General features: G+C 60.4%; 8 protein-coding genes and 1 pseudogene. 6 read left to right on the plus strand and 3 right to left on the minus strand.

What is annotated here, in order from left to right; translation table 11 throughout:
• From aroQ to gcbA, 3 genes and pseudogenes are all read right to left on the minus strand, one after another.
• Positions 1 to 435, minus strand: a 435-nt coding sequence (aroQ, locus tag ACIOWA_RS10105; RefSeq protein ID WP_401159610.1) for a type II 3-dehydroquinate dehydratase, incomplete at its 3' end; no start/stop codon positions are given.
• Positions 436 to 672: 237 nt separating this feature from the next.
• A pseudogene (locus tag ACIOWA_RS10110) lies at positions 673 to 1,179 on the minus strand (methyl-accepting chemotaxis protein); the annotation flags it as partial.
• A 1,491-nt stretch (positions 1,180 to 2,670) separates the two neighbouring features.
• A complete protein-coding gene (gcbA, locus tag ACIOWA_RS10115; protein ID WP_339431849.1) occupies positions 2,671 to 4,341 on the minus strand; it encodes a diguanylate cyclase GcbA in 1,671 nt (556 codons plus the stop codon).
• Between the two features lie 436 nt (positions 4,342 to 4,777).
• On the opposite strand from gcbA, the gene ACIOWA_RS10120 reads away from it, so the two are divergent.
• The 6 genes from ACIOWA_RS10120 to ACIOWA_RS10145 all read left to right on the plus strand — a co-directional run bounded on the left by ACIOWA_RS10120 (position 4,778) and on the right by ACIOWA_RS10145 (position 11,471).
• Positions 4,778 to 5,845: a DUF2333 family protein gene (locus ACIOWA_RS10120; RefSeq protein WP_339431850.1), complete on the plus strand. Its 1,068-nt coding sequence runs from the start codon at positions 4,778 to 4,780 to the stop codon at positions 5,843 to 5,845.
• Positions 5,846 to 5,848: 3 nt separating this feature from the next.
• A complete protein-coding gene (locus ACIOWA_RS10125) occupies positions 5,849 to 6,406 on the plus strand; it encodes an NUDIX hydrolase (RefSeq protein WP_339431851.1) in 558 nt (185 codons plus the stop codon).
• Positions 6,407 to 6,593: 187 nt separating this feature from the next.
• Positions 6,594 to 6,965, plus strand: coding sequence for a translation initiation factor Sui1 (locus tag ACIOWA_RS10130; RefSeq protein WP_007914613.1), 372 nt, complete (start codon positions 6,594 to 6,596; stop codon positions 6,963 to 6,965).
• 218 nt (positions 6,966 to 7,183) lie between these two features.
• Positions 7,184 to 9,097 carry an arginine decarboxylase gene (gene speA / locus ACIOWA_RS10135; RefSeq protein WP_401159615.1) on the plus strand — a complete coding sequence of 638 codons (1,914 nt, stop codon included), beginning with the start codon at positions 7,184 to 7,186 and terminating at the stop codon, positions 9,095 to 9,097.
• 233 nt (positions 9,098 to 9,330) lie between these two features.
• Positions 9,331 to 10,680: a contractile injection system protein, VgrG/Pvc8 family gene (locus ACIOWA_RS10140; protein WP_339431853.1), complete on the plus strand. Its 1,350-nt coding sequence runs from the start codon at positions 9,331 to 9,333 to the stop codon at positions 10,678 to 10,680.
• The gene (locus tag ACIOWA_RS10145; RefSeq protein ID WP_339538194.1) at positions 10,677 to 11,471 is read left to right on the plus strand and encodes a DUF4123 domain-containing protein; all 795 of its coding nucleotides are present in this window, start codon (positions 10,677 to 10,679) and stop codon (positions 11,469 to 11,471) included. The genes ACIOWA_RS10140 and ACIOWA_RS10145 overlap by 4 nt, the downstream gene beginning before the upstream one ends.
• The last annotated feature ends 13 nt before the right edge of the window (positions 11,472 to 11,484 follow it).

Raw genomic sequence — 11,484 nt, forward strand, 5'->3', positions numbered from 1 at the left:
TTCAAGCTGCTCTAGTGCAGCCTCCAGGGCCAGTCGGTAACCGCTGGCGCCAAGGCCGCAGATCACTCCTACCGCTACGTCGGAGAAGTAAGAGTGATGGCGGAAAGGTTCGCGTTTGTGCACGTTGGACAAATGCACTTCGATGAATGGGATGCTCACTCCCAGCAGCGCGTCACGTAATGCGACACTTGTGTGCGTAAAAGCCGCTGGATTGATCAGGATGAAGTCCACCCCTTCGCCGCGAGCGGCGTGGATGCGGTCGATCAATTCGTACTCGGCATTGCTTTGCAGATACAGCAGATGATGGCCTGCTTCGCGGGCGCGGCGTTCCAGGTCCTGATTGATCTGCGCCAGGGTCGTCGACCCATAGGTGCCCGGTTCACGGGTGCCGAGCAGGTTCAGGTTGGGGCCGTGCAGCACCAGTAGGGTTGCCATCCGCGTAGTCCTTGTCATGAGTGAGCAATCGTCAGAACCCGGCGACTATGCCGCAAAGGCTTTGTGACTGTCCAGTTCTATGCAATAGCCAGCACGATGGCCGATGTTTGCGCGAAATTTGTGACCGTGTCATTAAATCCGGTCATTTGTGATGGTTGGACGCCTTCGTGAGCAAGCTCGCACAGGATTGTGAACAACACCGATTGATTGTGGGAGATTGCCCGCAAAGGCGATCGATCAAACGCGGAAGGCCTGAACGGCTGTATGCAGTTGCCCGCCCAGCACCAGCAGGTTCTCACCCTGTTCACGTCCCTGACCGATTCGCAGCAAGTTATCCCCACCCAGTTGATGAATCCGTTCGCTGTGATCGCGAATCTCGCTGACCGCGCCGCTCTGCTGGGCGGTGACATCGGCAATGCGAATTGCCGTGTCGGAAATGGTCTGGATCGCGCCAACGATTTTATCCAGCGCGCCATCCGCCGCTTGCGCCTGATTGGCCGTGGCTTCGGCGTGTTCGACCTGCGCGCGCATGCCTTCGACCGATTGCCGGGCGGCGGTTTGCAGGCCAGCGATCAGTGTTTGGATTTCTGCCGTCGCTCCCGCCGTCCGCTGCGCGAGCGAGCGCACTTCCTCGGCCACCACGGCGAAACCGCGGCCCATTTCTCCGGCGCGTGCCGCTTCAATCGCTGCGTTCAGCGCCAGCAGGTTGGTCTGGTCGGCAATCGAGCGGATCACCGTCAGTACGCCGCCAATGGTCGCCGACTCTTCGGCCAGATGCTCGATCATCTGCGCGTTGCCCTGCACTTCACCCACCAGCGCGTGCAGTCCCGTCAGGCTCTGGCCGATGACGGTCTGGCCGTGTTCGACGGCCAGGCCTGCATGGCGACTGGCATCTGCTGCCTGCTGAGCATCGTCGGCGACTTGCTGGATGGTGGCCTCAAGTTCGCCGAGAGAGTCACGGATCAGCGCCGTATCACCGGCCTGATGTTCGGCGCCGCTGTGCAAATCGTTGCTCAGTTCGGCGAGGGTCCGACTGCTGCCCGCCACTTGCTCGGCATTGCCGCGAATGGTGCCGACCAGATCGACCAGATAGGCACGCAGGCGGTTGAGCGAGGCTTCGATGTCGTGCAGTTCGCGGTTGGTTTTGCCCAACTGAATGTCACGGCTGAAATCGCCTTCGGCCCAGGTCGACAGTGCAGGTGCCAGGTGGGTCAGGGTGCGGGCCAGCCGTCGCTGCAGGGTATCGATCAGCAGCGCAATCAACAGAATCAAGCCGATCATCGCGCCCTGCATGAGTCGCACTTCGCCCTGGATTTGTCCGTGCTGGGCGCGCACCACCGGCTCCAGTCCGGCGATGGCTTGCTGCACGGCGGCGATTTTCAAGTGTGTGGCGCTGCTCAGGTCCGTGCGTTTCTGGATCTGCTCGCGGGTGCGTTCCAGCTCCGCCGGGTAGCGGCCGAGCAGGCTGTTGAGTTCACGCTTGAGGCCGACACCGGCGTCTTCGGCGACGGTTTTTTCGGTGTTCTCGATGCCCATCATCGCGGCGAAGTCATCGCTGTTCGATTCATTGCTGGCGACCACGCCGAGCAGGGGCAGGGCGTCGATCACCTGCGCCTGGGCGCGGATGTTGCTGACTTCTCGCTCAACGTCGGCGGCTAGTTCGCTGCGTCCGCTGCTGACCAGTTTGTCCCGCGCCAACGACAGTTTGCCCACGTGCTGAGACGCGACGAGGAGCGGCGTCAGGTAGGCCGCGTTGCCATTGGCGTAAGAGCTGAGTTGCTCGAGGCTGGCGCTCAGTTCGCGTTCGGCCTGCAGCAGTAATGCCTGCGGATCACCGGCCAGTTTGCCGGCAGCGAGCAGATCGGTTTTGCTGAATTCTTCGAGGCTCGACAGGCTCGGGTGCAGCGTGTCGGCCAGTGCCTTAGGCCAGTCGCCGAGTTCTTTTTGCAAGCCTTCGATGGCCTGGCTGGCGCTGCTCAGGCGCAGTGCATCGCCACTGGCAAGGTAGTCCTCGACATTGCGCGCCACCTCGTTCTGAAATTGCTGCGACAGTCCCAGATAACGCTCCATCAGCAGATACGGACGCTCCAGGGCTTTTTGCGACCACCACAGGGTGGCGCCGAGTGCCACGCACACGGCGACCAGCAGCAGAGTATTGAGATTGGTGAGCAACTTCAGGCGCATGACGGCTACCAACGGCAGAAATGGTAAGCGCCTGAATTTATTGCGGTTCTATTACAAGGTTATGACCGAATCGGTTGATTCCGATGAAAAGATGGCACTTTGCTTTGAGTCCCGCGCGGCCTGCACCCGATTACGTCCCGCACCCTTGGCGCGGTACAGCGCTTCGTCGGCTTGGCTGGCCATCATCAGGCTGTCGGAATCGTCATGCATTTCCACCACGCCCGCGCTGAAGGTGCACCACAAGTCTTGCGGTTGCGCAGGGTAGTGGATTTCGGCAAAGCGTTGACGAATCTCGTCGAGCACTTTGTGCGCGGCTTCGATATCGGTGTCAGGCATGACGATGGCGAATTCTTCGCCGCCGTACCGGCCGATGAAATCGGTTTTGCGCAGACGTTGCTTGAGAAACAGTGCGAGGCTTTTGATCACGCGGTCGCCCATTGGGTGGCCGTGGCTGTCATTGACCCGTTTGAAGTGGTCGATGTCGAGCATCGCAAAGCTCAGCGGCTTGTTCTCGCGGCGGGCGCGGAACGAGCAGTCTTCGAGCAACTGCAGAATGTGCGTGTGGTTGTACAAACCGGTCAGGCTGTCGCGCACCATCCGCGCCTTGAGGTTGCGCGCTCGGGCGGCGCGGTTGCGCACGGTGGTGATCAGGTGGCGTGGCTTGATCGGTTTGGTCAGGAAGTCGTCGCCGCCCTCGCTCATGGCGTCGAGCTGTTTATCCAGATCGTCTTCGGCCGACAGGTAAATGATCGGCACACTGACGTAGCGGTCGTTGTGGCGGATCACCTTGGCCAACTCAGTGCCTGTGCAGGCCGGCATGTACATGTCGAGGATGATCAGGTCTGGCTGGAAATCCGCCAGTTCGGCCATGGCCTGAATTGGTTCGATCAGCGTGCGGGTGACGATCCCGGCGCTGTTGAGCAGGCGTTCGGTGTGCAAGGCCTGGGCGCGGGAATCATCGATGATCAGCACTTTATAAGGTTCGTACTGAGCGACGCAGGTGAGGACTTCGATCTTCTCCAGCAGGCTCGACGCTTCGAGGGTGCCGGTGAGAAATTCCTGACCGCCGGCGCGCACGGCGGCGAGACGGGTCGGGGTGTCGGTTTCGTGCAGGCTGAAGAACAGCAACGGTAGCGGCTCGTCCAGGCCCACTTGCGCTTCGGCGGCGAGCTTCAGACCCACGCCAGCGCCGCTGAAATCCACGTCCATGACGATCGCGGCCGGCAAACGCTCGACCATCGAGGAGCGAAACGCTGGCACGCTATCAAGCGCCTGAGCGCTCAGGCCGAAAAATTCCAGTTGTTTGGCCAGCCGCTCTGCGCGGTCGTGGTCCTGCAGCATGACGTAGATCGGTTTGCGCAGCGGCGGCAGAAAGGTCTGGTCGAGTTGGTCGCCATGGCGCAGGCCGGTGCGCGACAGGCGCTGCATCAGGCGATTGAGTTCAGTGATCAATCCGCTGCTCAGTCGGCCACGATTGGCATCCACCGCTTCCAGCGATTGACCGATGTGGCGCGCAAGCTGGGTGTGTTCGGGCTGTTCGAAGCGCTCGGCAAAACGCAGCAGGCGCAAGTTGGCCTCGCTCAGTTCGGCGAGGTCGACGGTGGACCACTCACTGCGTTGCAGGCGCTGCCATATCTCAAGAATCTGACGTGCCTGATGAATTACCCGCTGGGCAAAGTGGTGCTTGAGACGCTCACGGCTGGGGTCTTCTGGCTCGGTCATATCCTGACTACTAGTTAGGCTGCATGCTGAGATCGACTGGTGGCTCTATGCTAGCACCTCTTTTCCCTTAGACGAGTGTCATGAGTCAATAATCTGCAGTGCGTCACTATTCAGTTCCTGACCCGTTGGTTTTGTTTTTGACCTGTTCATCGGCGAAGTCCCGTTGAATCGGCAATTTGCTGTGTGATCTGCTTAACTCTGAGTGATTTTCAGGTGCCCATCTCATCAGTGCAGTGAATGCGCTGTGCGAGGGTTTTCACTGCCCTGAGACGCTATGGATGTGGGGAGTCGGTATCAGGGAAACCCTTAGTTCAAATGTTGCTTCATTCGCTCGAACGAATTACTGCTTATCTTTAATGGCGGGTGCCGGCCCAAGGCACGTTGTTGTATGGTTGTGGTCGAACCGTTGAACCCAAGTGATTGAAAGGATATCGCCATGCTGGACTGGAAAAACCGCGCGGGCAGCGCGCCTGAACGTGCTGCCGAGCCGAAGTCGGCAACCCGCAGCTATGCCGGCGGGGTGTTGTTCAGCCGTGCGCTGGCCACGCTGGTCGGCATCTATCTATTGGTGACCATCGGCCTTGGCTGGTACTGGAGCCAGGAGCCGGCGCTGTTTGCGGTGGCACAAAACGCGCAGGTGGCTGCCGAGAAAGAAGGCAAGCAAATGGTGATCGGCTACACCACCGTCGAAACCCTCAAGACCGTTGCCAGCACCTTGCTCGACAAACCGGGCGGTTACATTTCCAATGACCGCTTCCCGCCAGGCCTGTGGATGGACAACACGCCGAGCTGGGAATATGGCGTACTGGTGCAAGTGCGCGACTTGACCCGTGCCCTGCGCAAAGACTTCGCCCGTTCGCAATCGCAGTCGGCGGAAGATGCCGATCTGGCCAAGGCCGAACCGCGTTTCAACTTCGACAACAAGAGCTGGATCCTGCCATCCAGTGAGTCGGAGTATCAGGAAGGCATCAACTCCTTGAGCCGTTATCAGGCACGCTTGTCTGATCCGACCCAGAAAAACGCGCTGTTCTACGCCCGTGCCGATAACCTGAACAACTGGCTGGGCGATGTCGGCACCCGCTTGGGTTCGCTGTCGCAACGGCTTTCGGCAAGCGTTGGCCGGGTCAAACTCAACACCGCGCTGAAAACCGAAGCGCCGGCCGTTGGCCAAGTGCCGCAGGTCGACGAAGAAGTTGTCGAAACCCCGTGGATGCAGATCGACAATGTTTTCTACGAAGCTCGCGGTCAGGCCTGGGCGCTGTCGCACTTGCTGCGCGCCATCGAAGTCGACTTCGCCGACGTGCTGGCGAAGAAGAACGCCACCGTCAGCGTGCGTCAGATCATCCGCGAACTGGAAGCCTCGCAGGAGCCTGTCTGGAGCCCGATGATCCTCAACGGCAGTGGCTTCGGCGTGTTGGCCAACCATTCGCTGGTCATGGCCAACTATATTTCCCGGGCCAACGCCGCCGTCATCGATTTGCGTCAACTGCTCAATCAGGGCTGATTCATGACTCAGAGCGCCAAAGAGGCGGCGCATCGCGCTGCCTCGGATGCCGAACACATTGCCTGGGTTGACGAGCAGGACAACCTGCTCGGTGCCTTGGTACGTGCCGATTTGCGCGATAGAGGGCTGATCGGTCGCGGCACTTACATCATGCTGTTCAATTCTGCCGGCGACCTTTGCGTACACCGGCGCACGTTGAGCAAGGCCATTTATCCCGGTTACTGGGACGTGGCGGCCGGCGGCATGGTTCAGGCGAATGAGACTTACGCCGAGTCGGCGGCCCGTGAGCTGGAAGAGGAACTGGGTGTGAGCGGCGTTGAACTTACCGCTCACGACCATTTCTACTTCGAAGACACCGGCAACCGTCTGTGGTGTTCGGCGTTTTCCGCGGTGTGGGATGGTCCGCTGATCCTGCAGCCCGAGGAAGTGCTGGAAGCGCGCTTCATTCCCGTCGAACAAGTGATGCGCGAAATCGAGCAAAAGCCTTATTGCCCGGACTCTTTAGCTGCGCTCAAGCGCTATCTGAAGGCTCAGCAAAGCGACGTCGCAAAGAACACATAAATTGGCGCTGATTGGCTCTTAGCAATCGGCGTTTTTGCCGTTACACTGCGCGACCTTTTCAAGCTGTACCGGACTGCTTTCAGTGAAGCGTCGGTGCAGTAGCGCTGCCCCTGCCTGAGTGGGGCTTCGCGGTCGATAACCTTGCCCAAGGTTGCGATCAGTCTTTGTCCTCCCAAGAGGATTGCCGGTGGCCAAAAAAGCCGCATCCTTCGCCGCCCTAGGTGGCCTGGTATTTTCCACCGACGCAGGTCGTCATTGCCCGGAATGCAGTAAACCGGTGGACGCCTGTATCTGCAAACAAACCGTGATCCCGGCCGGTGACGGCATTGCCCGCGTGCGTCGCGAGAGCAAGGGCCGTGGCGGCAAGACGGTGACCACCATCACCGGCGTGCCGCTGGCTGAAGACGCGCTCAAAGAGTTGGCGACAACGTTGAAGAAACGTTGCGGCACCGGTGGGGCGTTGAAAGACGGGATCATCGAAATCCAGGGCGATCATGTCGAGCTACTCTTGGCTGAGCTGATCAAGCACGGTTTCAAAGCGAAGAAGTCCGGCGGCTAGCAGCCTCTGTGAAACCCACCTGCGGCTTGATCCGGTTCTGAACAGTTTCAGCATCGGCGTCGTCTCCATGGTTTCACAGAGCCTGTTCATGACCGGTTTCTAAACTCCACGCTGTCAGCGCGGTCTACCGCCGCGCTGACGAACCGTCATTTTCATTCTTTAGACTGCGCCGGCCTGAGATCAGGCGACGCACTATGACTTCTTTATAGGGGACTTCGATGTCCGTAAGACGCACACGCAAAGAAGATGGCAGCCAATGGACAGTTGCGGACAGCCGCAGTGTTTACGGGATTCGCCATTGGGGGGCCGGGTATTTCGCGATCAATGACGCCGGTCGCGTCGAAGTTCGTCCGAACGGCCCGAACAGTTCGCCTATCGACTTGTTCGAGCAAGTCGACCAACTGCGCCAAAGCGGTTTGTCCTTGCCGTTGCTGGTTCGCTTCCCCGACATCCTGCAAGACCGTGTCCGTCAACTGACCGGTGCTTTCGATGCGAACATCGAGCGCCTGGAGTACCAGAGCAAGTACACCGCGCTGTACCCGATCAAGGTTAACCAGCAAGAAGCGGTGATCGAGAACATCATCGCCACTCAGGACGTCTCCATCGGTCTGGAAGCCGGCTCCAAGCCTGAGCTGCTGGCCGTGCTGGCACTGGCGCCGAAGGGCGGCACCATCGTCTGCAACGGTTACAAGGACCGCGAGTTCATTCGTCTGGCGCTGATGGGCCAGAAGCTCGGTCACAACGTGTTCATCGTCATCGAAAAAGAGTCCGAAGTCGCGCTGGTGATCGACGAAGCCGCCTCGCTCAAGGTCAAGCCACAGGTCGGCCTGCGCGTGCGTCTGTCGTCGCTGGCGTCGTCCAAGTGGGCGGACACCGGTGGTGAGAAGTCCAAGTTCGGTCTGTCGGCGGCGCAACTGCTGTCGGTGGTCGAGCGCTTCCGCGCGGCCGGCCTGGATCAAGGCATTCGCCTGCTGCACTTTCACATGGGTTCGCAGATTGCCAACCTGGCTGACTATCAGCACGGCTTCAAGGAAGCGATCCGTTACTACGGCGAGCTGCGCAATCTTGGTCTGCCGGTCGATCACATCGATGTGGGCGGCGGTCTGGGCGTCGACTACGACGGCACGCACTCGCGCAACGCCAGTTCGATCAACTACGACATGGATGATTACGCCGGTGTCGTGGTCGGGATGCTCAAGGAGTTCTGCGACGCGCAGAGCCTGCCGCACCCGCACATCTTCTCCGAAAGCGGCCGTTCGCTGACCGCGCACCACGCGATGCTGGTGGTGCAGGTAACCGACGTCGAGAAACACAACGACGACGTGCCGAAGATCGAGAACAAGGAATCGCTGCCGGAAACCGTGCAGTGGCTGGTTGACCTGCTGGGTCCGACCGACATTGAAATGGTCACCGAAACCTACTGGCGCGCCACGCACTACATGAGCGACGTGGCAGCTCAGTACGCCGACGGCAAACTGACCCTGGCCGAGAAAGCCCTGGCCGAGCAGTGCTACTTCGCCGTGTGCCGTCGCCTGCACAACTCGCTGAAAGCCCGTCAGCGTTCGCACCGTCAGGTACTCGACGAGCTCAACGACAAGCTGGCCGACAAGTACATCTGCAACTTCTCGGTGTTCCAGAGCCTGCCGGACACCTGGGCCATTGATCAGGTACTGCCGATCATCCCGCTGCACCGCCTCGACGAAGAGCCGCTGCGTCGTGCCGTGCTGCAGGATCTGACCTGCGACTCCGATGGCAAGATCAACCAGTACGTCGACGAGCAGAGCATCGAGACCAGCCTGCCCGTGCACGGCCTGAACGAAGGTGAAGACTACTTGCTGGGTGTGTTCCTGGTCGGCGCCTATCAGGAAATCCTCGGCGACATGCACAACCTGTTCGGTGACACCGATTCGGTGAACATCTACCAGAACGCCGATGGCAGCGTGTACCACGCCGGCATCGAAACCCACGACACCATCGAAGACATGCTGCGTTACGTGCACTTGTCGCCGGAAGAACTGATGACTCACTACCGCGACAAATGCGCCAGTGCCCGCATCAGTGCCAGCGAACGTACGCAATTTCTCGATGCCTTGCGTCTGGGCCTGACCCGCTCCTCCTACCTGTCCTCCTGAGGCCAGGTTGCAATCTCGCCGGGTTGTCTGAAATTTTCCCAAACGCTGCGGAAAAATCGGATGGCTCGGTGGGATACATCCCAAAATCTTCGCGAAATGCTTGGCTATCCAGGCCGGCAAAGTCATCCGGTCTGCTTTTCGCGTAGGTCATTTCCTAAGTTGTACTTCGGCACTCTACTCGGCACGGGGTCTCGGCGAGAATCCCCGACCGCCCCTCCTGTAGAGATCCGCCCATGTTCGATCCAGTCAACGAGTCGTCGTTTCGTCTCGATGTAGCGGGCCTGTCCGCCCCTTTCGAAGTCCTGGCCTTTACCGGTAGCGAAGCCCTCAGCGAGCCTTTTGCGTTCGAGATCGATGTGTTGATCGACGATCCGCAGCTGGATCTCGCCGGCCTGCTTTACCGTTCGGCGTTCCTGTGTTTCGGACCGTCGGGGGAGGGCTTGCACGGGCAGTTGCAGAGTCTTGTCCAGCATGAGCACGGGCACGGTTCGCGGCTGAGCCGGATCCGTCTGGGGCCGAAACTCGGTTGCCTCGATCTGCGTATCAGTCAGCGGATATTCAGTGGCCGAACGGTGCCGCAGATCATCGATCAGGTACTCAGGGAACACGGGATTGTCGGCGCTCAGCGACGCTTCGCGTTGCGCGGCGACTACCCGGCCCGCACGTTCTGCACGCAATACCGTGAGTCCGATCTGCAACTGCTCCAGCGCTTGTGCGCGCAGGCACGGATTCACTATTTCTTTGAACACGCGCACGACCGGCATTGCCTGGTGTTCGGCGATGATCCGGCACAGTTGCCATTGGCTGACGTCGCGCAGTATCAAGGCGAGCACGCCGATCCTTTTTCTTCTCCCGCGGTACACCATTGGCAATTGCTGGAATCGTTTCAGGGCGAGGGCGCGTGGCAGGCGCCAAATGCCGAAGGACGCAGTGATTTGGCGGCGTTGCGCAGCGGTCAATGGCTGCGCCTGGCCGATCATCCGTTCGCCGAGTGCAATCGCCATTGGTTGTTGACGCGGATTGAACATAGCGCGGATCCGGCCCTTGATCTGCCCTATGCCAACCGACTGTTCGGCGCGCTGCAGTTGCCGCCGTCTGCGGCGGCCGCAATGCCGTCGAGACCACGCATGCACAGCCTGCAGCGGGCCTGGGTGGTGACGGTCGATGAGCCGCAGCCTGACTGCAGGCGGCCGGTGGCGGTGCAGTTCGATTGGCTCTATCAGGGCGAAGGTGCGGCGCCGAGTCATTGTTGGCTGCCGCTCGCACCGGCCTTGGCCGATGCGCCGTTGGCGGCGCTGAGCGATGGCGTGGAAGTGGTGGTGAGTTTCTTTGAGGGCGATCCAGATCAACCGGTGATCAGCGGCGTTCTCCTGCCGTCGGTCATGGAGGCGCAGATCAGCGATGAGCCGCCGGTGCCTGTGCCGGACCGGCTGGTGAGTGAAGGCTTGCAGCAACTGCTGACGTCGGGCGAACCATTATTGCTGCTGTGCCTGATTCCGGGAGGTGGCAGTTTCAGCCACTGCGCAGAGTCGGTCTGCAGTTGTCGGCTGGTCGCGGCGCTTGAACAGAGCGGCGCAACATGAGTGGCGCGGCGCATGAGCCGACGGCGCAATGGCTGTTGCTCGACGGCGCGGATGCCGCGCGGGCATTGACGGTATTGCATCAGGGCTTCCCCGGAGTGCGGCGCTTCAGGCTGTTTGACGGTACCGAGTTTCAACCGGTCAGTGAGCACGGTCCGGTGCTGGTCGACTTGCACGATTGCCCGGCATTGGCGTCGTTGTGTCACAGCGACCCGGATACCTGGCGCGGTCTGCTGCTGGGCAGCGAGGCAACGGCGCAGGAGCTGCTCAGCCACTTGCAGCGCATGCTCACGGTCTCGTTCGGCTTGAGCCATCGGGCCTTGCTCAGCTATTACAACCGCCAGACCGCGAGCTATTTTTTCGACGCCTGCGACGCTGGCGAATTGAGTCGCTGGCTCGGGCCGATCCGCCTGTTGCGTTGGTTCGGTGGCACCTGGGCCGACTACGCGATTGGCAGTCAGGGTTGGCAGCAGTTGCGTAACCCCGGGCTGGCCGTCGAGCCACTGAACATCGAAGAAAACCTCACCCGTCGTCAGCGCGAGCGCCTGCAAACCTGCCTGCTGGAGCAGCACATCTGGCGCTGGTGCCAATCGTTGGGAACCGATTACGCGGCAATGGCCTCCCATGTCCAGCAAGGCCTGGAGCTGGGGTTCAGCGACCGCACCGTGCTCGATGGCTGGTTGTGGCTACGCTTGCTGCATCCGCGTGCCGTGCTGGTGCCTCCCCCGGTGGGGCTGACCCAGCAGGAGCGGCTTGACCATGTACGTCGCCAGTGGCACGGCGATCAATTTTGAGATGAGGTTCTGC

It is taken from the genome of Pseudomonas sp. NPDC087614 (assembly GCF_044743485.1).
Taxonomy (GTDB): domain Bacteria; phylum Pseudomonadota; class Gammaproteobacteria; order Pseudomonadales; family Pseudomonadaceae; genus Aquipseudomonas; species Aquipseudomonas baetica_A.

Bases quoted from the DNA above. Each gene is read 5' to 3' on its own strand.
- ACIOWA_RS10120 (WP_339431850.1), top strand. From the start codon at position 4,778: ATGCTGGACTGGAAAAACCGCGCGGGCAGCGCGCCTGAACGTGCTGCC.
- ACIOWA_RS10140 (WP_339431853.1), top strand. From the start codon at position 9,331: ATGTTCGATCCAGTCAACGAGTCGTCGTTTCGTCTCGATGTAGCGGGC.
- ACIOWA_RS10145 (WP_339538194.1), top strand. From the start codon at position 10,677: ATGAGTGGCGCGGCGCATGAGCCGACGGCGCAATGGCTGTTGCTCGAC.
- gcbA (WP_339431849.1), bottom strand. From the start codon at position 4,341: ATGACCGAGCCAGAAGACCCCAGCCGTGAGCGTCTCAAGCACCACTTT.
- speA (WP_401159615.1), top strand. From the start codon at position 7,184: ATGTCCGTAAGACGCACACGCAAAGAAGATGGCAGCCAATGGACAGTT.
- ACIOWA_RS10125 (WP_339431851.1), top strand. From the start codon at position 5,849: ATGACTCAGAGCGCCAAAGAGGCGGCGCATCGCGCTGCCTCGGATGCC.